Genomic DNA, 26947 nt, shown 5'->3' on the forward strand with positions numbered 1-26947 from the left:
TTTTTGCAAGTCCGAGCACGGACAATGCGCCTATTGATGGAGTTCAAATTTATTATGCAATGCGCGTACAGCCTGCACCATATCTTCTTTTTTAACAAGTACCCAGATCGTCGTGTTGGAATCTGCGGATTGAAGGATCTGTACGTCTGATTCTGCCAATGCCTCCACAATTGTCGCCATAATGCCTGGTACCCCGTTGATACCACCGCCTATGACAGAAACTTTAGCACACCCGGCCAGTATCTTAGGTTCTAGACCCAAACCGTTCAATACTTCAACCGCTTTGCTTCCATCATGATCGAACACAGTATAAACTGCCCCCGATGGCGTTACGTTAATAAAGTCAACGCTAATTCCATGTTCAGCCATAGATTTGAATACTTGTAATTGCAAGTGCTCCAAACCCGGCTTTAATTCAACATTAATCTGAGTGACATTGCCGACATACGCAATACCGGTCACGAAACGGTCTACGATGTCTGCCTGCACGTCTTTAAAGCCTTCCGGGTGGGTAACTAACGTACCTTCTCCTTCGGAGAAGGTAGAGCGAACACGGACCGGGATATTAGCCTGCATGGCGATTTCAACAGCACGAGGATGGATAACCTTTGCTCCCTGATGAGCCATATTACAAATCTCCGTATAGCTAACATGTGTAAGTGGCTTTGCGTTTTCCACAATGCGCGGATCGGCAGTCAATATACCATTTACATCCGTATAAATATCAACCATATCCGCATGTAGAGCAGCACCCAGAGCAGTAGCTGACGTATCGCTGCCTCCCCGACCCAAGGTAGTCATATCACCGTCTGCTGTTTGTCCCTGAAAACCTGTCACAATGACAACTCTGCCTTGGTTCAACTCTTCAACAACACGGTCTGGCTTTATATCCAAAATACGAGCATTGCCGTATTGATCATCCGTAATAAAGCCCGCCTGTGCCCCAGTTAGCACCGTAGCAGGAATACCTTCCTTCTCCATCAGGCTGCATAATGTAGCAGCAGAAATGATTTCACCACAGCACAGCAGTAAATCCCGTTCGCGCTTCGGAAGACTGTCGCCGTTAGACGCCGCCCAATCCAGTAGCGTGTCGGTGGCATAAGGCTCTCCTTTTCTCCCCATGGCCGACACAACAACAACCAATTGAAGATTTTGTTCCAGCTCCCGCTTCACATGTGCCAGCACAAGTTGACGTGCTTCAGGTGTGGACAGCGAGGTTCCCCCAAATTTCTGCACCAAAATACCCATTATTCTTCCCCCATATCGGAACGTTACTCCGCGTTTGCAGCAATAATTTCCGCGATTTGCACCGCGTTCCATGCTGCTCCTTTGAGCAGGTTGTCGGATACGACCCACAAATTCAATCCACGGCTATTGCCCAAATCACGGCGTACACGCCCCACAAATACGTCAGGTTTTCCTGCAGCATCAGATGCCAGTGGATAAAGCTGAGCAGCAGGATCGTCCACCAGCGTTACTCCTGGTGCCGAAGCCAGCAGATTGCGGATTTCTTCTAAATCATAATCTTTTTTAAGTTCTACATATACAGATTCCGAGTGACCGTATACAACAGGAATACGCACACACGTTGCTGTTACGTCCACAGATTCGTCACCCAGTATTTTTTTCGTTTCACGTACCATTTTCATTTCTTCCAGTGTATAACCATTGTCCTGGAATTTATCGATTTGCGGGATAGCATTGAAAGCAATCTGATGCTTTACTGGCAACGAGCCTACTGGCAACAGATCAGGCTGAACTTCATCTCCGTTCAGAATCGCTGCGCTTTGACGATTCAATTCATCAATAGCTCGGCTTCCAGCGCCGGAAACGGCCTGGTATGTGGATACAATGATACGAGAAATGCCATACTGATCATATAATGGTTTCAAAGCAGCTACCATCTGAATGGTGGAGCAGTTCGGGTTCGCAATAATTCCTTGATGCTCGGCAATTTTGTCGCTGTTCACCTCAGGCACTACAAGAGGAGCTGTCGGATCCATTCGGAATGCGTTGGTGTTGTCAATGCAAACTGCCCCATGACGAACAGCATGCGGCGCCAATTCCTTACTTACGTCTCCACCTGCACTAAACAAAGCAATGTCGATTCCTTCAAAGCTGTCGGGGGTAGCAATCTCTACTGGAATTTGCTGACCTTTAAAGCTAATTAACGTGCCGGCAGAACGAGGCGAAGAAAGAAATTTGATTTTGTCCACAGGAAAATCCCGTTTTTCCAGCAGATTTACGATCTGTTCTCCTACAGCGCCTGTCGCTCCAACGACAGCTACATTAAACTTTCTATTGCTCATCTGGTGTATCTCCCCTTCTCGACTAAAAAACCATTTTTTATTCTGAAAGCATCCACCGCCAACAAGAAATTAGACCCGATACAATATCGAATCATCTTCTAGGCGAGGGATGCTCAGCAGTTAACTATAATACTTCATGGGGTCTTGCGTTCCACAATCATCGGCTGAAGCTGTTTGCCCTGCAATGCTTCATAAGCAGCCTCCGGAATCAACTCCATGTTAGCTACAAGCGAGTTCGGCTTTTTAACTGGATTGTCCTGTCCGAACGGCACAAAAAAGATATTTTTGGCTACGAGTAATTTGGCGATATTGGCAGCATTTAGACCCAGTCCATCATTAGTAGATATAGCTAAAAGAAGTGGACGACCGTTGCGCAATTGCGCCTTGGCAGCCATCAAAACTGGACTGTCTGTCATTGCATTCGCTAACTTACTCATCGAATTCCCCGTCAAAGGTGCAATCACCAACACATCGAGTATTTGGGAGGGACCCAGTGGCTCAGCCTCCACAATTGTAGAAATGATATCATTCCCTGTTATATCTTTCAACTGTTTTTGCCAACTTTGCGAAGTACCAAAGCGCGTATCCGTTGTTAGTACTGTATTGGATATAATAGGAACGACCTTCGCACCCTCATCAACAAAGCGCTGTATAACAGGCATTACCTCTTCAAATGTGCAATGTGAGCCTGTAATTGCATAACCTACTGTTTTCCCTTGCCAACTCATTGTGCATTCCCCCGATCAGGATTATCTTCCATTAACAACTGCACCAGCGTATTCGCTATAATGGCACCAGCAGTTTTGGGAGCAACTATACCGGGAAGACCAGGGGCAAGCATAGCCTTGATTCCACGCTTTTCCGCATAACGGAAATCACATCCGCCCGGGGCGGAAGCAAGATCTATAATCACGGTGCTCAATGGCAATTTAGACAGGATTTGCGCTGTGATAATCATAGAGGGTATCGTATTAAAAATCAAGTCAACTCCCTTTGTCTCATGCGCCAAATCCCTTGTCATAAAAGGCTCCCAACCCATTTCCACGGCTCTTGCTGCATCCTCTGCCCGCCGTACTCCAACCTTCACTCTGGCTCCCAACCCCTGTAGTGCTCTTGCCATGGTAAATCCAGTCCGTCCCATGCCTAGAACCATACAATCTGCACCGTGAATCGTAAAATCAGTATGCTGAATGGCCATCATCAGTGCGCCTTCGGCCGTAGGTATAGAGTTGTATATGGCCACATCATCTCTCTCCAGCAGCTCTACCAGCTTTAACTCATGTCTGGTACAAATTTCTTTTAAGTACGTCCGCGCCATCCCTGTATATACAACGCAATGCGGTGGAAGAGCAGCAGCATGTTCATTCAGAAACTGGAGCTTCTGTGCTCCGAAAAGTGCATTTACGTTGCCTTCCTCATCGCATCCCACCACCGGCAAAATCAGTGCGTCTGACGATTCCAGCAGCTTGACAGACATTGGTTCTAGTGTCACTCCTTTGAGTGGTACTTCAAGCTTGTCAAAACCGACCACACTGACGGTAGCATCCATGTCCACACATTTGCGGATTACCTCAAGCTGCCTCGCATCGCCACCCAAAACAACGACGCGTATTCCTGTTAGCATCCGGATCACTCCTTTCCGAGACACGATATGCTTTTAGTCTATGCGAGTGCCCGGAGAGGGGTGAAAAAACACAAAAAAAAGCCGCCCCTTGATGAGGCGACCTTTATATGCATACTTACTCTTAAGCAAGTAAATTTGAAGCTTTTACAAAATAGACATTCTTACATTGCAAACCAACCATAGCTCAGCGTCCTGTATGGCCAAAGCCTCCAGCACCACGCACTGTTTCAGATAATTGGTCTACTTGTTTCAGCTCTACCTCAGGTACAACCTGAAATACCATTTGTGCAATTCGCTCATTGCGCGTAATCGTGAACGATTCTTCGCCCAAATTAATAAGAAGTACCTTGATCTCCCCACGATAATCCGCATCAATCGTTCCCGGTGTATTGAGACAGGTAATACCATGCTTAAGAGCCAGTCCACTTCGCGGACGGATTTGTGCCTCCAATCCCGCTGGCATAGCTATTGCAAATCCAGTTGGAACGAGGCAACGTTTGCCGGGTTCCAGTACCAGATTTTCCTGTACTGCTGCATACAAGTCAAACCCTGATGCAAGCTCTGACATTTTGCGGGGCAGCTCAATATCTTCATTGCCCGCAAGTCTGTTAATTTCCACGTAAGTTAACAAAATAGTCCCTCCTCATATCCTTTACCGCTGAATCACTCGCTCCCACCATCGACAGGGCAAACGGCTCCGAGAACATCCGATCCAGCACTTTGTTCACATCATTTGCCGTCACATGCTCGATATGTTCGATCATTTGATCCAGCGTATAATGCTGACCGAGCATTAATTCATTTTTTCCAAGCCGATTCATCCGGCTACCTGTACTTTCAAGGCTTAAAATCAAACTTCCTTTTAATTGTTCCTTACCTTTACGAAGCTCATTAGCGTCCAAACCGTTGACAGCCACATCTCGTAAAAGCTCCAGCGCCAAATCCAGCACGTCCTTTGTTTGCTTAGGAGCCGTACCTGCATAGATCGTGAACAACCCACTGTCCGCATGAGAGCTATGATAGGAATAGACCGAATAAGCCAGTCCACGCTTTTCCCGAATTTCTTGAAACAAACGTGAACTCATGCCGCCGCCGATCGCGTTATTCAGCAAAACCATAGCATACTGGAGCTCGTCACCCGCTGCAAATCCAGGCAGGGATAAACAAATATGATTTTGCTCCGTTGCTTTCTCATGATACAACAGCTCACCGTTAAACACAGGTACTGTCAGCGGCGAAACGGTTCCATGATTATCAAAATGTCCAAAATGTCGCTCCAACAATTCTACCAAGCGATCGTCAACATTACCAGCCACACTGATAACTGTATTGTCGATTGTATAATGCTCCTTCATATAATGACTGAGGTGTGAGCTATCCATAGCAAGCAGGTGATCTTCGGTTCCGAGAATCGGATAAGCCAGTGGATGTTCACCATAGGCCGCGCGAGATACAAGATCGTGCACCATATCATCCGGTGTATCCTCGTACATGGAGATTTCCTCCAAAATCACATTCTTCTCTTTTGCCAATTCTTCCTGATCTAGTTTGGAATTAAAAAACATATCAGACAGCACATCAACTGCGATCGGTAGATGCTCATCCAATACTTTGGCATAATAGCATGTATATTCCTTCGAAGTGAAAGCATTAACATTTCCTCCGATGGCATCGAATTGCTCAGCGATTTCCTTAGCGTTAAAACGCTCTGTTCCTTTGAAAAGCATGTGTTCGATAAAATGAGAAATACCGCTATTGTCCGGCGTTTCATTCCGGGAGCCAGTTTTAACCCAGATACCGAAAGAAACTGAACGTACGGTTGGAATTTTTTCAATGACCACTCTTAGGCCGTTTTTAAGTTGAATTCTTTCCACGATTGGCCCTCCTAAACTGAATTGCATACTTAGCCATAATGTTCAATCCTAACAGAAAAAAGACGTTCACTCAACCGGAGCAGGTAGTTGCCGATCAGGGGAAAGTGTCTGACTGACAGTTCCGAGCACAAGTCCCTTACTACGAATAGCATGAATCATGCCTTTGAGAGCAGCCGATGAGGAATCTGTTGGGTGCATCAATATCAGGGAGCCTGATTCAACCTTACTGCTGATTTTGTTAATCACCGATTCCGGTGACGGATGTCTCCAATCTACAGTGTCCAATGTCCACAACACTGTTTTGAGCCCACGTTCTGCTGCTATATCCACCGTTTGCTGATTAAAATCACCCGATGGAGGGGCAAACCAGTTATTTTTGATACCCAAAGTTTCTTGAAGAAGCACTTGAGTCTTTTCAATTTCTTGTGTGGCTCTGGCCCGACTCAGACGACTCATATTTGGATGAGAGTATGCATGGTTCGAAAGCTCATGCCCTCTTTTTTGAATCTCCTTGGCGAGAACAGGATTTTTTTTCAACCAACTTCCATCAAGAAAAAATGTAGCCTTGACCTTTTCCTGATCCAACGTGTTCAGTATCGGCAGGATAAATTCATTCCCCCATGCTACATTGATCATGAAAGATACCATCGGCTTTTCGGGATTCCCCCTGTAAATTGGAACATTACCAAGCTGATTTAAATGTATTTTAGGTGCCAATTGCCGATATACATATTGAATGGGTCGATCCGGAGATGCAATCGCTTTGCGATAGGTAGCATCCAAATCCACCTCCAGTCCGTTATAGCCTGGAATAGCCTTCCATACCCTGTCGATCTTGGCATCAACTGGTTCCCGCCGCTGACGTGCTGCTTCTGTTCTTAGTCGCTGCATAAGCGCATTGTCGGGCAAAGCTGCTATCGCCATCGTGGTTACAGCCTCTGGCTCTTTAACCCCTGTAACGTCTCCATTGCGTAATTGACTAGCATAGTCACGAACCCCACTAAACTGCCCGATTACGAGTGTGATGGCTAAACTGGCTACCACCCACACTGCTCGTTTTGCCCTACTCATAATTCCTTCATCCCCCCGCCCGTTTGTCCACATTGTATGCGGCGAGGACAAGAACTATGACGTAGCAAGCTCTAGAAGCTCACTTGGGTGCAGCTTGTGCATATGTATGAAAAAAGAGCCAGAAACGTAGCTCTGCCTCTTTCCTAAAGCTTAAACAATGCTATTCAAATCCCTTGTACTGTTAATACGAAAAGCTACTCCTGCCTTTCTAGTCTGCAACATGCAGATACCTAGGATTTTGCAGGTGCTTCTGCAGTCAGAACAGCCTTACGGGACAGATTGACACGACCTTGTTGATCAATTTCGGTTACTTTCACCGTAATTGTATCCCCAATAGCAATTACATCTTCAACTTTGGCTACACGCTCAGTAGACAGTTGAGAAATATGAACCAGACCATCTTTGCCCGGTAAAATTTCAACAAATGCACCGAATTTCTCAATCCGTTTTACTGTACCGATGTAAATCTCACCGATCACGACTTCCTTTACGATACCCTCAATAATGGAACGTGCTTTTTCATTCATCTCTTGATTTGTGGAAGCGATGAACACACGACCATCTTGTTCAATATCGATTTTCACGCCGGTTTCTTCGATGATTTTGTTGATGATTTTACCACCAGCCCCAATAACATCACGGATTTTGTCCGGGTTAATGTGCATCGTCATAATTTTTGGAGCATACGGAGACAACTGCTCACGCGGCTTCTGGATCGCTTCCATCATTTTGCTAAGAATGAACAAACGTCCTTCTTTAGCTTGCTTGAGCGCATCCTGTAAAATCTGGCGGTCAATACCGTTAATTTTAATATCCATTTGAATGGCAGTTACGCCTTCCGCGGTACCAGCAACTTTAAAGTCCATATCGCCCAGGTGGTCTTCCATACCTTGGATATCAGTCAATACGGAAACATGGTCTCCATCCTTAATCAATCCCATGGCTACACCTGCAACCGGAGCTTTAATCGGTACACCTGCATCCATCATAGCCAGTGTACTTGCACAAATACTAGCTTGTGAAGTCGAACCATTCGATTCCAGTACCTCGGAAACCAGACGGATGGTGTATGGAAATTCAGTTTCGGAAGGAATTACTTTGGAAAGCGCACGTTCACCAAGAGCACCATGTCCGATTTCACGACGACCTGGCGCACGCAAAGGACGAGCCTCACCTACGCTGAATGGCGGGAAATTGTAATGATGCATGAAGCGTTTTGTTTCTTCCAGATCAATACCGTCCAAAATTTGTACATCACCCAATGCACCAAGTGTACAAATGCTAAGTGCTTGCGTTTGACCGCGTGTAAATAAGCCCGAACCATGAGTACGCGGCAAAATGCTAGTGTCGCTTTCAATCGGACGAATTTCGTCAAGCTTACGACCATCAGGACGCACTTTATCATGCGTGATCAGACGACGTACTTCTTCCTTAACGATATCATAGAGAACTTCGCTCACGTCGCTCAAAAGCTCAGGTGTCTCTATGTATTGTGCTTCAAAATGGGCAACTGTCTCTTCGTTGACTGCATCAATTGCCTCTTGACGAGCATGTTTTTCTGCAATTTTAACAGCTTGCATTAAACGTTCAGCTGCATAAGCACGTACTTCACTGTTCACTTTTTCATCAACAGCATGCAGTTTAACCTGCATTTTCTCTTTACCTGCTACTTGCACCAATTGTTCAATAACTGCCACAATGTTCTTAATCTCATCATGACCGAACATAATAGCTTCCAGCATAACTTCCTCTGGAATCTCATTGCCTTCGGCTTCTACCATCATGATGGCATCTTTCGTTCCGGCTACAACCAGGTACAGATCGCTTGCATTCTGCTGTGCAATATCCGGGTTAATCACAAATTGCCCGTCTATACGTCCTACAGCGACTCCACCGATTGGCCCATTAAAAGGCACATCCGAAATGCTAAGTGCTGCCGAGGTTCCGATCATTGCTGCAATTTCAGGTTCGCAATCCTGATCGACACTCATAACCAGATTCAACACCTGTACATCATTCCGGAAACCTTCCGGGAACAATGGGCGAATTGGACGGTCTGTCAAACGGCTGGACAAAATCGCTTTTTGACTCGGACGTCCTTCACGTTTAATAAATCCGCCAGGAATTTTCCCCACAGCATACAATCTTTCCTCATAGTTTACGGTCAGTGGAAAAAAGTCCAAATCTTTCGGTTCACGGGAAGCGGTCACGGTACAAAGCACAACTGTTTCTCCGTAGCTCACTTTAACTGCCGCATTGGCTTGTTTCGCAAGACGTCCTGTTTCCAACACCAGCTTTCTTCCGCCGAGCTGCATTTCTACGCGTTGCTCCATGGTATCCCTCCATTTCATTTCATTGTAAAAGTTCTATACATATCCAGTATTTCCTGCGCAGGTCTTATTCATAAGAAGCTAGCAGACAAATCAGGATATGTAATTCAAAAAAAGATTCCTCATTTCAAAAAAGAACCCGGCTGCTGTCCGCCGTCGCCTTAGCAGGGACAAGCGGTGAACAACCAGGCTTCTTTTCTCATTACATGTCTGAAAATTAACGACGCAGTCCGAGACGCTCGATCAACGCACTGTAACGTTTAACATCAGTCTTCTTCAGGTAAGCCAAAAGTTTACGACGCTGACCGACCATTTTCAACAACCCGCGGCGGGAGTGATGGTCTTTCTTGTGCGAACGAAAGTGACTTTGCAAGTTGACGATGTTTTCAGTAAGGATAGCGATTTGTACCTCTGGTGATCCTGTATCGGATTCATGAGTTTTGTACTCCTCGATCAATTGCTGTTTACGCTCTTGAGTCAATGCCATCCTGTTCACCTCCTTCATTATAATCGCCATTAGCCTCGTAGCCGCCGGTGAAAGCGGACAACCAAGCTAAGGTTCATCGTTGTTTACACAACATAAGTCAGTATAACACAGCGCCTGTCTTATGTAAATAAATTAGCCTAACAGCTTTTTAGCCGTTTGTGCATCATTGCCAATTTGGTTGATCAGCTCATCCACCGAAGAGAATTTGCGTTCAGGGCGGATATAGTGGTGAAGCTCCACAAGAACAGACTCTCCATAAATTTGCTGATTAAAATCAAATAAATGTACCTCAAACGACGGATTCAGCACACCTTCATGAAAAGTAGGCTTAACCCCTACATTCATTACACCGTTTATCCAACGATCCCCTACAAGCGCCCGTACAGCGTACACACCCTTAATCGGAATCACGTAAGTGTCATCCAGTTTGAGATTAGCGGTCGGAAAACCGATCGTACGTCCGCGCTTCTCTCCATCCATTACAGTACCCTGGATACGATAAGGACGTCCCAACCAGCGAGAGGCATGTGCTAGATCTCCGGTCTGTAAAGCACGGCGAATGCCAGAGCTGCTCACCTTGTCCCCATCCAGTTCGAACGGTGGTACGGTGTGCACCGACATCAGCTCTCCTCCCAGCTTCCGAAGTGTATCCTCATGCCCGGCTCCCCGGTGGCCAAACCGAAAATCAAAGCCTACTACCGCTGTTCGAATGTGCAATGGAAGCAGCACGTCGCTCATAAACGCCTCAGGGCTGACCTTGGAAAATTCTTCGTTAAAACTCAAAATATAAAGTACGTCCACACCCATATCAGCCAGAATAGTCTGCTTGTCCGCAAGCGGTGTTAAATAACCTTCATAATCGCCTTTTTTCATGACTTCCTTCGGGTGAGGATGAAATGTCATGACAGATACCGGCACCTGCTGTTCACGAGCCAGCGCAACGGCCTTACGTATCACGCTTGCGTGTCCCAGATGAAGACCATCAAACTGACCGATCGCCGTGACCTGTGGACGTCCCCATTGCTGCAAAAGCTCATCACTCAATGGATAAGATAACGATACGGTAATCATTATTAATTCACCTGCATTTCACATCATTTGACTAACTTCGTCAAAATTATAGCACAATTCAAGGTAAAAAAACTTTAATGGGAGCGATCGCGTCTGATTCATCCCGACCATATATGCCTAAAAACGTTTTATCCTCTTTATACAAACGGAAGGGCTGGTTGTCCGTCACAGGTGGTGAAATCATATTCAACGACAGGCGTTGGCCTTGCAGAGCCGCAGTTACCTTGGCTTCAGCCACTATATGCTCAGGCATATAGTCAATCGCCTGATCCGTTGTAATAAGTCGCTCTCCAAGACTGCCATCCGCAACGAAACGCTCTATTTCTTCGAAAGTCAGACAACGTTCCGCAGGAATTCCCGCAGACATGGTTCGCTCCAGCTTGACCATCGTGGAAGGATATCCTAATTCACGACCAATATCAACACATAGTGTACGGATATAAGTACCTTTGGAGCATAAGGCACGAAAAGAAATATCCACATACACCCCCGTCTCCGCGAATCCCGTCATTTCCAACTCGTAAATGCTCACTTCACGACTTTTGCGCTCCACGGTTTTGCCTTCTCGAGCCAGTTCATATAGACGTTTGCCGTCCACTTTTAGCGCGGAGTACATTGGAGGTACTTGGGAAATCATACCAACAAAATGCTTCAGGACCGCTTTGACTTCCACTTCCGTCACCTCTACGGGACGTTCACTCTCTTCCGTGATTTTCCCAGTCAGGTCTTCGGTATCCGTGGCAATTCCTAATCGCAGTGTAGCCCGATATTCCTTGGGCCGCTCCTGCATGTATTCCACCACACGGGTAGCACGTCCCAGACACAAGGGCAAAACACCGGTTACCTGCGGATCAAGCGTTCCAGTGTGTCCGATTCTCTTCATACCTAATAAACGGCGAGCCTTGGCCACCACATCATGAGAGGTAAATCCAGCAGGTTTATAGACAGGTAGAATGCCTTCCCAAGTTGCCTGTTCCTTTTTTATTGTGTTCATAGCTCAGATTTCACCCGCCCTACAACTGTCTCAATGATATCTCCCAGCTTACCCTCTAGCCGGCAGCCAGCTGCACGTACATGTCCACCGCCCCCAAATGATTGAGCCAGCGCAGCTACATCAACATTCCCTGCCGATCTCAAGCTGGCCTTGACCGCTTGATCATTAATAACCTTAAAGAAAATGCCTACTTCAACTCCACGAATATTTCTTGGATAATTCACGATGCCTTCCAAGTCCTCATTTACAGCACCACAATCCGTCATGTCGTCAGGGGTTACTACGACCCAAGCAACTTTTCCATCCTCCGACATCGTGAGCGTTTGCAATGCTTTTGTTAACACCTTCATTTGTGGAAAGGTCATTTCCTCGAGCAATTTCTCGGATAAAGATGGACCATCTACACCGTAAGCAAGTAGCTGTGACACAGTAGACATCACTTTCGGTGAAGTGTTCGAGTAACGGAAACCTCCTGTATCCGTTAGCAACCCTGTATATAAAGCCGTAGCTATTTCGACATCCCAGGTTACTGCAAACTCTTTCAGTAGGTCAAAAAGAATTTCTGCTGTTGCCGCAGCATCCGGCTTAATCACATTAACTGTACCGTAAGCATCATTGGTTGGATGATGATCAATATTCAGGATAATGGCATCTTCCGAAAAAAATTGCTCTGTCAAACCAACACGACGGTAATCCGCACAATCTACACAAATGATCCGGTTGTATTTCCGTTCTGGCGGTTGCTGGCTCATATCCATAATCTCATCGGCATGCCATAAAAAATCCATACGTTTGGGAATAGGCCCCTCATTCAGCATGGTAAATTTCTTCCCCAGACATGAGAGAAGCCAGCCCACCGTTACGGTGGAGCTGACTGCGTCTCCGTCCGGCTGTACATGCGATACGATCAGGTAATCATCATGCTCCAGAATAAATTCCTTCGCTTGTTGAAGCGCCTGTTCATAGGTATGCATTGCCTTCTCCTTTACATTCAGTTCATGGTTCCTTCAGACAAACTAAAAGTTTTATTTTTCATCCTTGTCGATATCACTCAGCAGTTTTTCAATTCGACTGCCGTAAGCAATAGATTCGTCAATTTTGAAAATCAACTCAGGGATATGGCGCAGCCGTATCCGTTTGCCGAGTTCAGAACGAAGATAACCGTTCGCTTTGTCCAATGCCTTCAGGGAAGAATTTTTCTGTTCTTCATCCCCGAGCACGCTCAAGTATATTTTCGCTTGGGACAAATCATTTGTAAGATCGACACCCGTTACGGTGATAAAACCGATGCGGGGGTCTTTTAATTCAGTTTGTATGAGTTGGCTGAGCTCCTTCTTGATCTGCTCGCCAACCCGACCTGTACGTATTTTAGCCATGGATGCTCACCTCTCTGCCGTTAGCGCTCCACTGTTTCCATGACGAACGCTTCAATAATGTCGAGTTCCTTAACATCATTATAGCCATCAAGGGTAATACCGCATTCGTAACCTTGGGCAACTTCTTTTGCGTCGTCCTTAAAGCGTTTCAGTGAGTCGATTTTACCTTCAAAAATGACGATGCCGTCACGAATCAGACGTGCTTCTGCTGAACGGGTAATTTTACCGGATGTCACCATACAACCAGCGATCGTACCGACTTTAGTAACTTTGAATACGTTACGTACTTCAGCATGCCCAATCACATTTTCTTTATATTCAGGATCCAGCATGCCCTTCATGGCTTGCTCTATTTCTTCAATGACATTGTAAATGACACGGTGTAGACGAATGTCCACTTTTTCAGCTTCCGCTGTAGATTTCGCCTGGTTATCCGGACGAACATTAAAACCAATGACAATAGCATTGGAAGCTGCGGCCAAAATAATATCGGATTCGGTGATTGCTCCTGCACCACTGTGAAGAATTTTAACGCGCACACCTTCGACTTCAATCTTGTTCAAGGAACCTTTCAACGCCTCGACGGAACCTTGTACGTCACCTTTAATAATGACGTTCAGATCCTTCATTTCGCCATCCTTGATGTGTTGGAACAGGTCATCCAGTGTTACGCGGGTATTACTGCCCAGATCAGATTGGCGTTGCGTGATCGCACGTCTGTCAGCAATAGCACGAGCTTTGCGCTCATCCTCAAACACCATGAATGGATCGCCAGCAAGTGGAACTTCTGTCAAACCAGTAATTTCAACTGGAGTGGAAGGACCCGCTTCCTTAAGACGACGACCTTTATCGTTGACCATGGCACGCACACGTCCGAAGCAGTTACCCGCTACGAAAGCATCGCCGACTTTCAGTGTACCGTTCTGAACGAGGATACGGGCTACAGAACCGCGGCCTTTATCCAGTTCTGCCTCGATGATGGTACCACGTGCCCGTTTGTTCGGGTTCGCTTTGTACTCGTTCACTTCAGCTACGAGCAGAATCATTTCGAGCAGGTCTTCCAGACCCATTCTTTGTTTCGCGGAAACGTTGACGAAAATCGTATCGCCGCCCCACTCTTCAGGTACCAATTCATATTCAGTGAGTTCTTGCTTCACTTTATCCGGGTTGGCATCCGGTTTGTCGATCTTGTTCACAGCTACGATAATTGGCAGACCTGCTGCCTTCGCATGGTTAATAGCTTCGACCGTCTGTGGCATAACACCGTCGTCAGCTGCAACCACGATAATCGTCATATCTGTCACTTGAGCACCACGTGCACGCATAGCGGTAAAGGCTTCGTGACCCGGTGTATCCAGGAAAGTGATTTTTTTGCTATTAATTTCAACTTGGTATGCACCAATATGCTGTGTAATACCGCCAGCTTCGCCACCGGTTACATTAGTCGAGCGAATGGCATCCAGCAAAGTTGTTTTACCATGATCGACGTGACCCATAATCGTTACAACTGGTGGACGTGTTCTCAGATCTGCAGGATCATCATTTTCTTCCACGGTTTCAAAACGATCTTCTTCGACCGGAATTTTCACTTCTACCTCGACGCCAAAGTCTCCGGCAAGCAAGAGGATGGTATCCATATCCAGTTCCTGGTTAATGGTCGCCATCGTTCCGAGCATAATCAGCTTTTTGATGACTTCTGATGCATCCTTATGAAGAAGCTTGGCTGTTTCGCCTACGGTCATCTCACCACGCACAATAATTTTCTTAGGCGTGTTGTCGATTTTCTCGCGACGTTCCTGTTGTTGACCTTTACCACGATTGTTAAATTTCCCGCCACGATTACTGCCACCGCGATTATTGCCTCCACGACCACCGTTACCACCGCGTCCGCCGCCTTGACGGTTATCGTCAAAACGTCCTTGACCGGAACGGTTACCACCGTTGTTGGAGTTACTGCCTGTACGGTTGCCACCACTACGGTTCGCATTGTTGCTACCTGTGGAGGATGATGTTCTTACAGCCGTACCACCCTGACTACTTCCCTGAGGGCGTGAGTTAGTGCTTTGGTTACCTTGAGGACGTGAACCTGTGTTGCCACTAGGACGCTGTTGTCCTCCCTGTTGTTGACCATTACTGCGGTTTTGTGTACTTTGCTGACCAGTGGGTCTGCTAGTACTTTGTTGACTGCGGTTTTGACCGCCCTGCTGACTGCTTTGCGCTTTAGGAGCGCTGCTTCGGTTACTGTTTTGGTTGTTGTTTGTCCTATTCATACTTACCTGCTTTTCCTGTTGATTTTTGGTTTGCTCAGTTGAATGATTACTATTCTGGCTTGAACCGGCCTGATTCGAGCTTACTTGCGCCGTACCTGCTCCGCCTTGCTTGGCCGCAGCATTGGATTTAATATTCTTAAAAAAACTTTCCACTTTACCTACGGCATCATGTTCCATGACGCTCATATGGTTGTTCACGGGAATATCCAGCCGTTTAAGAATGGTGATAATTTCTTTGCTGCTCATGTTCAACGATTTGGCGTATTCGTATACCCGCACTTTGTCTTTGCTTTCTTGTTTACTCAATATACTCCACCTCCGACATTATCCCCGCATGTTTCTTGATCAATTTCGCGAATCCTTGATCCGTCACAGCCAGCACAACCCGTTCAGGTTTGCCGATACTGCTTCCCAAGCTTTCCCGGTCAAATCCTATCAATAAGGGGATTTTGTACGTCCCGCATTTGTCGCGGAATTTCTTTTGAGTATTCATTGAAGCATCTTTCGCAAGAATGACCAGCTTGGCTTCTGAAGACCTGATCGCTTTAAAAACGATCTCATCACCTGTTAGCAGCTTGCCAGCTCTCATGGCAAGACCCAATCCAGACAGCGCCTTATTCATCCTGCACGCTGCCTTGTGCCGCCAGGAATTCTTCCTCGACGGCAGCAAAATCACGACTTAGCTGCTCATAAATATCAGGATGAACCGAGTGCTTCAATGCTCGATCCAGTGCCTTGCTCTTTTGAGCCAGCTTGAAGCAGGCGGCTTTGCCGCACAAGTAAGCGCCGCGTCCCGACTTTTTGCCAGTCAAGTCAATCAACACTTCGTCTTCAGGGGTTTTGACGACACGGATCAACTGCTTTTTTGGCATCATTTCATGACAGGCCACACATTTGCGCAAAGGTATCTTTCTCTGTTTCATGCATTAACCCCCCTACACTCCGCTTAATCTACAGAAACGGAATCCTGATGCATTTCATCGGTGGATGTTCTCGGTCTGCCGAGTTCTTCCTCCGCCTGTGTTTCACTCTTAATATCAATTTTCCAGCCCGTAAGCTTAGCAGCAAGACGAGCATTTTGCCCTTTGATACCAATAGCAAGAGAAAGCTGATAATCAGGCACAATAACACGCGCCATTTTCTCTTCTTCAAATACTTGCACTTCGAGCACCTTGGATGGGCTCAGCGCATTAGCCACGTATTCATCAACATTATCGGAATAACGTACAATGTCGATTTTTTCGCCACGCAGCTCATTTACAATAGTCTGTACACGTGTTCCTCTAGGACCCACACAAGAGCCAACCGGGTCAACCTCGGCGTTACGGGAATGAACCGCGATTTTAGAACGGAAGCCTGCTTCACGCGCTACGGAACGAATCTCTACAACACCATCAAAAATTTCAGGCACTTCGAGTTCGAACAAACGCTTAAGCAGACCCGGATGTGATCGGGACAGCATAATTTGCGGTCCTTTGGTTGTGTTTTCTACTTTGGTAATATAAGCCTTGATTCGATCCAGATGGCTAAATTTCTCATTAGGCATCAATTCACCTAACGGGAGAACCGCTTCCACCTTACCAAGATCAATATAAATGTTACGCGGGTCTTGGCGCTGTACAGTTCCTGTTACAATATCTTCTTCCTTGTCCACAAACTTGTTGTAGATCAGTCCCCGTTCCGCTTCGCGGATACGCTGGGTCACGACTTGCTTCGCAGTTTGTGCAGCAATCCGTCCAAAATCACGTGGTGTGACTTCGATTTCAGCGATATCTTCCAACTGAAAATGCGGGTTAATCTCACGGGCCGCAGGCAACGAAATCTCGGTGCGAGGATCCAATACCTCCTCAACGATCAACTTGCGGGCATATACCTTAATGACTCCCGAGTTGCGGTTCATATCAACACGCACGTTTTGTGCGGTATTGAAATTCCGTTTGTAACTGGAAATCAAGGCTGCTTCAATGGCCTCAAACAGCACATCCTTGCTGATCCCCTTTTCTCTTTCCAACTCGTTCATTGCTTCAATAAAATCCATACTCATGGATTACTGCTCCCCCTTTCAAATGATGCACCTGCGTACTGGTCGGCACACGAGGCAAAAAACATGTAGTACATGTCAAACAGCAACAGTCAAATCTGAATTAAAATATGATCGCGAGCCTTGCACCAGCTACCTTGTCATAAGGTATGGCATGCTTCTTTTGTCCGCTTTGAACGGTAAGTTCCCCGTCTTCAAAAGAAAGCAAACGACCTTCGAATTCCTTCAGGCCGTTGATCGGCTCGTATGTAGTAACGAATACGTTTTTGCCTACCGCTTTAGTAACGTCCTCCGCTTTTTTCAGCGGTCTTTCGGCGCCTGGTGAAGACACTTCCAGAAAATATGCTGTAGAAACAGGGTCATTTTCATCCAACTTTTGACCCAGATATTCACTGATCATACTGCAGTCGTCCAGATCAATTCCTCCGTCTTTGTCCACAAAAACGCGAAGAAACCAATTGCTGCCCTCTTTGACATACTCGACATCGACCAGTTCAAAACCATGCTCATCGAGGAAAGGTTGGGCCATTTCTTCTACTACTGATTTGATCTTTGGTGTGCTCAAAGATTATAACCTCCAAAAGTGAACTTTCCTGTGGTGAAAAAAAGACGCCCTATTACCATGGACAATGCTTCTCCATCACCGGCTTTTTCATTTTCATTTGATGTAATGTTCATTTCGGGCTCACTGCAAATAAACCGGCGTACCGGTTTCGTGCCCAAAAATAACCTTTTCACGTTGTAACTGTATATCAAACAGTAAAGAGTGGGTTTCCCCACTCTTTTAGCAACGGTTTTATCTCCATGATTACCAAAAAAATTATAACATAACCATAGTTATGTGACAAGTGCCAGAGCTTGACTACTGTGGTTCGGATTAAAACAGAGACAGCTGATTACTCTCTGGCAGACCTCGAAAGCAACCCATCTGGGACAGCATTTCGACAATGGTTTTACTAGCTTTCGATTTTTGTTGAAAATCCTCGACAGACAAAAATTCACCATGTTCACGGGAGGCTGCGATGTTACGTGCTGCATTGTCTCCAATTCCCTGAAGAGCTCCGAATGGCGGAATGAGTGAATCTCCATCCACCTTGAAGCGTGTAGCTTCAGAACGGTACAAATCAATGGATTTAAAACTAAACCCGCGAGCCGTCATTTCCAGAGCCATTTCCAGGATCGGAAGCATCCCTTTTTCTTTGGGCGGTGCCTGAAAGCCGAGTTGCTCGATTTCGACAATCTTCCGTGCGATTGCATCATATCCCTGACAGCACAGCTCAATATCAAAATCGGCTGCACGTACTGAAAAGTAAGTCGCATAATACTCAATCGGATGATACAGCTTAAAGTACGCTGTGCGCACTGCTGAAATAACGTAGGCCGCAGCATGCGCCTTCGGAAACATGTACTGGATTTTCAGACAGGAATCAATATACCACTGTGGCACCTTGCATTTTTTCATTTCCTCAATCCATTCAGCACTAAGCCCCTTACCTTTACGTACGCTCTCCGTAATTTTAAAGGCCAGACCTGCGTCCATCCCTGCCTTGTAAATCAAAAATAGCATGATGTCATCACGGCAACCAATTACAGTCTTGATGTTACAGGTATTATTCTTAATCAGTTCCTGTGCGTTCCCCAACCATACGCCCGTGCCGTGAGACAGTCCGGATATTTGCAGTAAGTCAGCAAAAGAACTGGGCTGCGACTCTACTAGCATTTGGCGTACAAACTTTGTCCCCATTTCTGGTACACCATAGGTAGCTACAGGTGTGCGGATTTGCTGGGGTGTTACACCGAGCGCCTCCGTAGAGTTGAACATGCTCATCACCTTTGGATCATTCATTGGAATGGTCGTAGGATCGACACCAGTCAAATCCTGAAGCATCCTCATCATGGTCGGATCATCATGACCCAGAATATCGAGTTTGAGTAGATTCGCATCAAAAGCGTGATAATCAAAATGCGTTGTTTTCCATTCCGAGCTTGTATCATCGGCGGGGTACTGTACCGGCGTAATATCCTCGACCTCAATATAATCGGGAACAACGACAATTCCGCCTGGATGTTGCCCGGTACTGCGTTTGACCCCTGTGCAGCCCGAAGCCAGCCTGTTCAGCTCAGCCCCACGCCATTTTTTATGATGCGCCTCTTCATATTTCTTTGCAAAGCCAAAGGCTGTTTTCTCGGCAACTGTACCGATGGTTCCAGCACGGAATACACTTTTCTCACCAAACAGTACTTTCGTATAGTTATGTGCGACAGGCTGATATTCGCCAGAGAAGTTCAAGTCAATATCGGGAACTTTATCTCCCTTAAACCCAAGAAACGTTTCAAACGGAATATCCTGTCCCTCACCCTTCAGTTTGCCACCGCATTTGGGACAGTTTTTGTCCGGCAAGTCAAATCCGCTCGGCACACTACCGTCCAAAATCCATTCGCTATGTCTGCATTCAGGATTACCGCAAATATAATGTGCAGGCAGTGGATTAACCTCGGAAATACCGAGAAAGGTAGCGACCACAGAAGATCCAACAGAACCCCGTGAACCTACCAGATATCCATCCTTATTAGACTTTTTAACCAAACGCTCGGAAATGAGATAGTTGGCAGAGAAACCGTATTTAATAATCGGCTCTAGTTCTTTTTCAAGACGGGCTACAACCACTTCGGGCAATTCCTCACCATAGATGGATTTAGCTGTCTCGTAGCAAGTGTTGCGGATTTCCTCGTCCGCCCCATCCAGCAAAGGTGTGAACAGCTTGTCAGGGAACAGCTCCAGCTCCTCAAATCGATCCGCCAACTCACTAGTATTCTTCACAACGACTTCATAGGCTTTCTCCTCGCCCAAAAACTCGAATTCTGCCAACATTTCGTCTGTGGTGCGTAAATGCGCATCTGGCTTACGAATATCTTTTAGCGGGCTAAATCCCGTAATGCCGTGTATCGTAATATCACGGTACAACTTATCGCGAGTTTCCAAATAGTGAACATTGCCTGTGGCAATTACGGGCTTATCAAGTCGCCGTCCAATTTCGCATACTTTGCGTATTGCCGTTTTCAGAGCATCAGGCCCGCTTACCAGTTGTTTTTCTACTAAATGCATATACATCGTCAAAGGTTGAATCTCCAACACATCATAAAACTGTGCAATTTCCTCGGCCTCTTCCTCGGACTTGTTTAACACAGCCTCAAAGAACTCTCCTTTTTCGCAACCAGAAATAATAAGCAATCCGTCTCTCATTTCTGACAATTTGGATTTAGGAATACAGGGTACACGCTTGAAATATTCGGTATGAGACATCGAAACCAGCTTGTACAGATTTTTTTTACCAATCGGATTGAGGGCATAAATACAGCAGTGAAAAGGACGAACGGTCGATAAATCCTTACCCACATAATCATTCAGACGATCGAGCATTTTTAAACCCTTAATTTGTTCCGCATCATTCAGCAAGCCATTCAGCACTTCCGTCAGTGCGACTGTATCGTCAATGGCTCGGTGATGACTTTCTAGCGCCACTTTATATTTGGTCGTCAGCGTATTCAGACGGTGGTTTTTCATTGTTGGAAACAGTAAACGAGCCAGTTCTAGCGTATCCAGTACCGGATTGGTCATTTCAGGCAAACCCATATTTCGAAGGGTCGCCTGGATAAAGCCGACATCAAATCGCGCATTATGGGCAACCAATACAGCATCGCCAGCAAAAGCTACAAACTCCTTCATAACAGGTTCTACATCCGGCGCGTCCTTGACCATTTCATCGTTAATGTTGGTCAGTTGCTGGATATTGTATGGTATGCGCTCATGCGGATTAACAAAGGTAGCATAACGATCAACTTCTTTGCCATCATGCATTTTTACAGCCGCAATCTCAATGATTTTATTCTGTGTAACCGATAAACCGGTGGTTTCAATATCAAAAACGACATAAGTCGCTGTTTTCAAATTTAATGGTTGTGCCTGCATTACAACCTCAACGGCATCATTAACCACGTTGGCCTCAATACCATAGATCATTTTAATTCCGTTTTTCTTTGCTGCTTTTGCTGCATCGGGATAGCATTGCACACCACCGTGATCGGTGACCGCAATCGCCTTGTGCCCCCATTTGGCGGCTGTTTTGACGTATTGGTCAATAGAGGCGACAGCATCCATTGCGCTCATCTTTGTGTGGAGATGGAACTCAACCCGTTTTTCCTCTGCATTATCCTTACGTGTGGGTGGAGCCTGTACTTCAACTAGATCGGAAGGAATCATAACCAGCTCGGGAATTTGCATAAAACGATCATATTCAACTCGCCCCCGCACTTTGACCCATTTCCCGTTAGCCAACAAACTGAGGATCTTTAGATCTTCTTTAGTTTTAGCAAACATTTTCATTTGCAGGGAATCACTAAAGTCGGTCAAATAATACGTAAACAACGTACTGCCATTGCGCAATTCTTTACTATCCAAACCGAAGATTGTTCCTTGTAAGGTGACTTTTTTCTCTTCGTCCTGAATATCTTGCATCGGAACAGCCGGTTCTTTGATGTCATAACCAAATTGAAGCCGTACGTCTCCTTCTTCTTCATCCAAAGGCGGCATTTCGGATTCCATACTTTCCATCATCTGCTGAATAACTTCGCGTTCTTCCTGCATCTTCTTTTCTTGGAATTGCTGTAATGCCTCCTGGTTACTTTCACCCACCTGGACTTTAATGCGCATAGAGAGGCCGAAATATTTATCGTAAAATTTGATGATAGCTTGATCTATCTGTTTTTTACGCGCCAGTTCCAATGACATACTATCGCTCATCGTCAGCAATAATAGACCGTCTTCCCACTCATGCACAGCCCGATTCATCCAACCGTTAACAGATGGGATCTCACGATGCACCCATTCTAGAAAAAGTTTCCAGTATTCACCGATGATATCACCAGGCTGAATCTGCTCACTATACTGAAAACGGAACGTAATTTTTGCGATATGACTCATTTTTTCCTGTACTTGAATACAGAACGTACGATACACCTGAGCGGGGACCAGTGTCTCCTTGGCAATGGTGATATTCCAATCCTTATTGGTACGGCTAATCTCCACTTGATCAATCCAACCGTCCAAAAAATAAGGTTCAACCACTCCAGCTGGCATCCCAACTTGCTTCATCAGCAGTTCCAGCCGCTTTCTCTTTTCTTCAGCTCCGCCCATGGCTCTCCCCCCAATTTTAAATCTACCATTCTGAAAACATGAAAAGCTTCTGCGTCAAAAACATCTCCGACCGCAAAAGCTTTTCGTAGCCCTCTTCAATCCTTCTCACAACGACATAGATCCTTCGGAACATTGTCCCGTAATAGCTACCATGTCAGCAAAAAGAATGAAGTGAGTATAGTGATATTGCCCTACATCTATATTAGTACGCCCGTGCAAACACTACTGTATGCTTGGCAGGTTTGCCACAACACAAACATGTGGACTTTTGCTCGGTTGTTTTAAACGGTATGTTACGGCTTGTAGCACCTGTTACTTCTTTAACTTTGTCTTCACATTCTTCAGCTCCGCACCAGCCTGCCAAAGTAAAGCCGCGTTTTTCTTCCATGAGAGTCTTCATTTCATCCAGCGTATCGACGGAATAGAAGTTTTCTTCCATGAAATTTTTCGCACGATCAAACATCTCTTGCTGCACCTGTGCGAGCATCGCGTGTACTTCCTCAACCAGATTATCCTGCTGCACGATTTTTTTCTCACCGCTGATGCGGGACACGAGCACACAGACACCGTTTTCCATATCACGAGGTCCGATTTCCAGACGAACCGGCACACCGCGCATTTCATATTCATTAAATTTCCAGCCTGGACTTACATCGCTGCGGTCGTCCATTTTAACACGCACTCCCGCTTGTTTCAACTCAGCAAATAGTTCATCTGCACGAGCGATAACGGCATCACGCTTCTTAGGTGGTCCAATTGGAACCATAATAACCTGCGTAGGCGCAACTTTAGGAGGCAATGCCAGACCACGGTCATCTCCATGTACCATAATCAGTGCACCGATCAAACGTGTACTTGTTCCCCATGAAGTCGTATGCGCGAATTCCAAGTTGTTTTCACGACTCAAATATTTAATGTCAAATGCAACGGCAAAATTAGTTCCCATATAGTGGGAGGTCCCAGCTTGTACCGCCCGTCCATCCTTCATCATCGCTTCCAGTGAAAATGTATCCTTCGCACCTGCAAACTTTTCAGAAGGCGTTTTCTGTCCAGTAATAACCGGAATAGCCAGAACTTCCTCAATAACCTCACGGTATACTTCCAGCATTTTCATCGTTTCTTCGCGTGCTTCTTCTTCTGTTTCATGGGCCGTGTGACCTTCTTGCCACAAAAATTCACTTGTGCGCAAGAAAGGCAGCGTGCGTTTTTCCCAACGCACTACGTTAGCCCATTGGTTAATAAGCACAGGCAGATCACGATAGGATTGAATCCATTTGGAGTACATATGACCAATCATGGTTTCCGAAGTCGGACGAATTGCAAGACGCTCTTCCAGCTTTTCCCCACCAGCCTCGGTTACCCAAGGCAGTTCAGGATTAAACCCTTCGACATGCTCTTTTTCCTTTTGAAAAAAGCTTTCTGGAATGAACATTGGAAAATAGGCATTACGGTGGCCTGTTTCTCTGAAGCGCACGTCCATGGCTTCCTTGATATGCTCCCAGATTTCAAAACCATCGGGGCGGAATACAATACATCCGCGAACAGGGGAATAATCCATCAGTTCTGCTTTTTTAATAACATCAATATACCATCGGGAAAAATCTTCGCTCTGCGGCGTAATTTCCTCGACAAATTGTTTATCGTTCGACATAGAAATGCATGTCCTCCCATACAGACCGTTTTTGTATAAGCCCGTCTCTAATTAACCATTAATTAAGCGTAAAATATCGTTATACGTGACCGCAATCATAAGCAGGAATAGCATAGCAAAACCAACGAAATGGACCATTCCTTCCCTGCTCGGATCAACAGGACGTCCTCTTACCGCCTCTACACCGAGGAAAACAAGTCTGCTTCCATCCAGCGCCGGAATAGGCAATAAATTAAATATCCCCAGATAAAGACTCATTATAGCAGTCCAATACGTCAACTGCTCAATCCCCTGCTTGGCAATTTGCCCCGTCACTTCAAAAGTACGTACCGGTCCTCCCAGGTCATTGATAGAAAAACGTTGAATAAGCTGGCTAAATCCTTGAAAAATAATATCGGTCGTTCTGACCATGGATTGCCCGGCAAATTTGAACGTTTCACCCACACCTGCTTGGCGTTTTGGAAGTTCAGGCACAATGCCCACCTTGCCACCCTTTTGTCCTTCCATTGCACGAGGTGTAATAGTAAGATCAAAGGTCTTATTATCACGGCGAACCGTCCACTTCATCGGCTTGTCTTGAGAATCCGCAATCAGTTTGATCATGTTTTCAACATTCGCACCAATGGCTATTCCATTCACCGATTCGATGATATCTCCCTTATGCAAATCAGCTTCAGCAGCAGGCATACCTGCTGTAATTTCACTAATTTGGACATACGTCGGGTTGTCCACTTGTATGCCGACCATCTGAATATGCAGACCAAACAAAATAAAGGCAAGAATAAAATTCATCAGTGGTCCAGCAAAAATAGCCATCGCACGCTGTCCTACTGTTTTACTCCCATACTGCCGATCCTTGGGTGCAATCTGAATGGATTGACCTTTGGTTACCATCATCGCTTGCGGGTGTACAGTGTATTGCTGATCTTCGCCATCTACATCCAATTTTAAAGTTAACGACTGTTCCAGATCAATATCCAACACTTCGCCACGCACCACATTCTTGCGATTATCCAGTTGATCCAGATAGATGGTTTTCACGACGTCATCCGTTAGGCGTACAGCAATCGTTTGTCCGGTCTCAATTTCATTGACCTCCGGATCCTCTCCCGCCATGCGGGCAAAGCCACCGAACGGCAACAAACGCAACGTAAATCGCGTCTCGTTTCTTTTATAAGAAAACAGTTTCGGACCGAAACCGATCGCAAACTCCCGTACCAGAATCCCGGCGCGCTTGGCAAAATAATAATGCCCCCATTCATGCACTGTCACTATGACGAAAAACATGAGCACCGTCATCAACACTATTTGAATCGTTTCCAATCGTTTTCGTTCCCCTTTCAATGAGATCGAGTTTGTCTTCCTAGATTATCATTATTCTCCGATCCCGCACAAGAGAATCACATTTCGTTTCTAACCCAACATTAGCCTACAATTCCGCAGCTATGCTACGAGTCTCTCCGTCACATGCTTCAATCGCAGACAGATCAGGATTAGCCACATTGACATGCCGCTCCAGCACACGTTCAATAATAGCTTCAATATGCAGAAAAGAAATTTCTCCACGCAGGAAACGGGCAACAGCAATCTCATTAGCTGCATTAAATGCGGTCGGTGCTGTACCACCCATTTTACCACATTCGAAGGCAAGCCTTAAACAAGGAAAACGATTATAATCCATTTCCTTAAAATGGAGTCTGCCCACTTCAGCCAGTGACAACGGCTTCGCCGGGGACTTCATACGCTCAGGATAAGTCAATGCATATTGAATGGGTACTCTCATGTCCGGATTCCCAAGTTGAGCAACAATGCTTGTATCCTGAAACTCAACATAGGAATGAATAATGCTTTCCGGATGAAGCAACACATGAATCTGCTCATAATCAAGTCCGAATAGCCAATGCGCCTCAATGACTTCCAGCCCCTTGTTTACCATCGTTGCTGAATCAATTGTAATTTTGGCCCCCATTGACCAATTGGGATGCTTGAGTGCATCTTCCACTGTAACTTCACGCAACTGTTCTCTTGTCAAATCTCGAAAAGAACCCCCTGATGCTGTGAGAGTAATATGTGCCACATCTTTCATACGCTCACCATTCAAGCATTGGAAAATAGCTGAATGCTCACTGTCAATCGGCAGCAACGGCACTCCTTTCGCCCGAGCCCGCGCTGTGACCAGATGACCAGCAGTAACCAGTGTTTCCTTATTGGCCAAACCGATCTGTTTTCCAGCCTCAATCGCGGCCAGCGTGGAGTGCAATCCGACACTGCCCATTACAGCCGTCACAACCATATCCGCCTCTGTGTTCGCAGCAAGCTCAACGAGTCCTTCATTTCCCCAATACAGTTCCGTTCCAGAAGGCAGTAAAGGACGAATTTCATCCGCCAACTGCCGAGTACCCACAGACACTTTTTTGGGTTTATAAAGATGAGCCTGCTCAGCAAGTAACTTTATATTAGAACCACCTGCTAAAGCCTCAACAGTAAACTGATCCGGGTGCATGGACACTACATCCAGCGTTTGAGTTCCAATAGATCCGGTTGAACCAAGTACCGTAATTCTTTTCATGATGCACCTTCCTATCCTGAAAATCACTTTTATCCAGGAGCTCATTGATTGTTATTCAGGCAGCTATGCTACTGGTTCCAACCTTC

22 protein-coding genes are annotated in these 26947 nt (G+C 45.9%); all 22 read right to left on the reverse strand.

Annotated features, from left to right (window positions below):
* Window positions 1-30: 30 nt before the first annotated feature.
* The 22 genes from dapG to NLX73_RS07735 all read right to left on the reverse strand — a co-directional run bounded on the left by dapG (window position 31) and on the right by NLX73_RS07735 (window position 26861).
* On the reverse strand, window positions 31-1248 hold the full coding sequence (gene dapG / locus NLX73_RS07630; protein ID WP_013309940.1) for an aspartate kinase: 1218 nt from the start codon (window positions 1246-1248) through the stop codon (window positions 31-33).
* Between the two features lie 23 nt (window positions 1249-1271).
* Window positions 1272-2309 carry an aspartate-semialdehyde dehydrogenase gene (locus tag NLX73_RS07635; RefSeq protein ID WP_165175626.1) on the reverse strand — a complete coding sequence of 346 codons (1038 nt, stop codon included), beginning with the start codon at window positions 2307-2309 and terminating at the stop codon, window positions 1272-1274.
* 134 nt (window positions 2310-2443) lie between these two features.
* Entirely contained in the window at window positions 2444-3037 is a 594-nt protein-coding gene (locus NLX73_RS07640) for a dipicolinate synthase subunit B (RefSeq protein WP_029517031.1), read from the reverse strand.
* On the reverse strand, window positions 3034-3933 hold the full coding sequence (gene dpsA / locus NLX73_RS07645) for a dipicolinate synthase subunit DpsA (RefSeq protein WP_254325813.1): 900 nt from the start codon (window positions 3931-3933) through the stop codon (window positions 3034-3036). The genes NLX73_RS07640 and dpsA overlap by 4 nt, the downstream gene beginning before the upstream one ends.
* Before the next feature lie 184 nt (window positions 3934-4117).
* Window positions 4118-4564, reverse strand: a complete 447-nt coding sequence (gene dut / locus NLX73_RS07650; protein ID WP_013309936.1) for a dUTP diphosphatase — start codon at window positions 4562-4564, stop codon at window positions 4118-4120.
* On the reverse strand, window positions 4542-5807 hold the full coding sequence (locus NLX73_RS07655) for a M16 family metallopeptidase (protein WP_254325814.1): 1266 nt from the start codon (window positions 5805-5807) through the stop codon (window positions 4542-4544). Before NLX73_RS07655 ends, dut begins: the two co-directional genes overlap by 23 nt.
* A 66-nt stretch (window positions 5808-5873) precedes the next feature.
* Window positions 5874-6878 (reverse strand): polysaccharide deacetylase family protein, encoded by a 1005-nt coding sequence (locus NLX73_RS07660; protein ID WP_250268112.1) that lies wholly within the window; start codon window positions 6876-6878, stop codon window positions 5874-5876.
* Between the two features lie 230 nt (window positions 6879-7108).
* Complete coding sequence (gene pnp / locus NLX73_RS07665) at window positions 7109-9211, reverse strand: polyribonucleotide nucleotidyltransferase (RefSeq protein ID WP_250268111.1); 2103 nt, start codon at window positions 9209-9211, stop codon at window positions 7109-7111.
* 214 nt (window positions 9212-9425) lie between these two features.
* The gene (rpsO, locus tag NLX73_RS07670; RefSeq protein WP_007430074.1) at window positions 9426-9695 is read right to left on the reverse strand and encodes a 30S ribosomal protein S15; all 270 of its coding nucleotides are present in this window, start codon (window positions 9693-9695) and stop codon (window positions 9426-9428) included.
* Window positions 9696-9827: 132 nt separating this feature from the next.
* Complete coding sequence (locus NLX73_RS07675) at window positions 9828-10766, reverse strand: bifunctional riboflavin kinase/FAD synthetase (RefSeq protein ID WP_250261598.1); 939 nt, start codon at window positions 10764-10766, stop codon at window positions 9828-9830.
* 58 nt (window positions 10767-10824) lie between these two features.
* Window positions 10825-11760 carry a tRNA pseudouridine(55) synthase TruB gene (gene truB / locus NLX73_RS07680; RefSeq protein ID WP_254325815.1) on the reverse strand — a complete coding sequence of 312 codons (936 nt, stop codon included), beginning with the start codon at window positions 11758-11760 and terminating at the stop codon, window positions 10825-10827.
* Window positions 11757-12734 carry a DHH family phosphoesterase gene (locus NLX73_RS07685; protein ID WP_061829438.1) on the reverse strand — a complete coding sequence of 326 codons (978 nt, stop codon included), beginning with the start codon at window positions 12732-12734 and terminating at the stop codon, window positions 11757-11759. Before NLX73_RS07685 ends, truB begins: the two co-directional genes overlap by 4 nt.
* A gap of 51 nt (window positions 12735-12785) precedes the next feature.
* Window positions 12786-13136, reverse strand: a complete 351-nt coding sequence (rbfA, locus tag NLX73_RS07690; protein ID WP_010346342.1) for a 30S ribosome-binding factor RbfA — start codon at window positions 13134-13136, stop codon at window positions 12786-12788.
* Between the two features lie 20 nt (window positions 13137-13156).
* On the reverse strand, window positions 13157-15712 hold the full coding sequence (gene infB / locus NLX73_RS07695) for a translation initiation factor IF-2 (RefSeq protein ID WP_061829439.1): 2556 nt from the start codon (window positions 15710-15712) through the stop codon (window positions 13157-13159).
* Entirely contained in the window at window positions 15705-16028 is a 324-nt protein-coding gene (locus NLX73_RS07700) for a L7Ae/L30e/S12e/Gadd45 family ribosomal protein (RefSeq protein ID WP_025720915.1), read from the reverse strand. Before NLX73_RS07700 ends, infB begins: the two co-directional genes overlap by 8 nt.
* Window positions 16021-16329 carry an RNase P modulator RnpM gene (rnpM, locus tag NLX73_RS07705; RefSeq protein WP_007430067.1) on the reverse strand — a complete coding sequence of 103 codons (309 nt, stop codon included), beginning with the start codon at window positions 16327-16329 and terminating at the stop codon, window positions 16021-16023. Before rnpM ends, NLX73_RS07700 begins: the two co-directional genes overlap by 8 nt.
* A gap of 23 nt (window positions 16330-16352) precedes the next feature.
* Window positions 16353-17450, reverse strand: coding sequence for a transcription termination factor NusA (gene nusA, locus NLX73_RS07710; RefSeq protein WP_013309927.1), 1098 nt, complete (start codon window positions 17448-17450; stop codon window positions 16353-16355).
* Between the two features lie 100 nt (window positions 17451-17550).
* The gene (gene rimP, locus NLX73_RS07715; RefSeq protein ID WP_061829440.1) at window positions 17551-18012 is read right to left on the reverse strand and encodes a ribosome maturation factor RimP; all 462 of its coding nucleotides are present in this window, start codon (window positions 18010-18012) and stop codon (window positions 17551-17553) included.
* A 312-nt stretch (window positions 18013-18324) separates the two neighbouring features.
* Window positions 18325-22641, reverse strand: coding sequence for a PolC-type DNA polymerase III (locus tag NLX73_RS07720; protein WP_254325816.1), 4317 nt, complete (start codon window positions 22639-22641; stop codon window positions 18325-18327).
* Between the two features lie 202 nt (window positions 22642-22843).
* Entirely contained in the window at window positions 22844-24292 is a 1449-nt protein-coding gene (gene proS, locus NLX73_RS07725) for a proline--tRNA ligase (RefSeq protein ID WP_069291738.1), read from the reverse strand.
* A gap of 51 nt (window positions 24293-24343) precedes the next feature.
* Window positions 24344-25615 carry an RIP metalloprotease RseP gene (rseP, locus tag NLX73_RS07730; protein WP_254325817.1) on the reverse strand — a complete coding sequence of 424 codons (1272 nt, stop codon included), beginning with the start codon at window positions 25613-25615 and terminating at the stop codon, window positions 24344-24346.
* Window positions 25616-25721: 106 nt separating this feature from the next.
* A complete protein-coding gene (locus NLX73_RS07735) occupies window positions 25722-26861 on the reverse strand; it encodes a 1-deoxy-D-xylulose-5-phosphate reductoisomerase (protein WP_250261622.1) in 1140 nt (379 codons plus the stop codon).
* Window positions 26862-26947 lie beyond the last annotated feature (86 nt).

This window comes from Paenibacillus sp. CH40, from assembly GCF_024213605.1.
Lineage (GTDB): Bacteria > Bacillota > Bacilli > Paenibacillales > Paenibacillaceae > Paenibacillus > Paenibacillus polymyxa_B.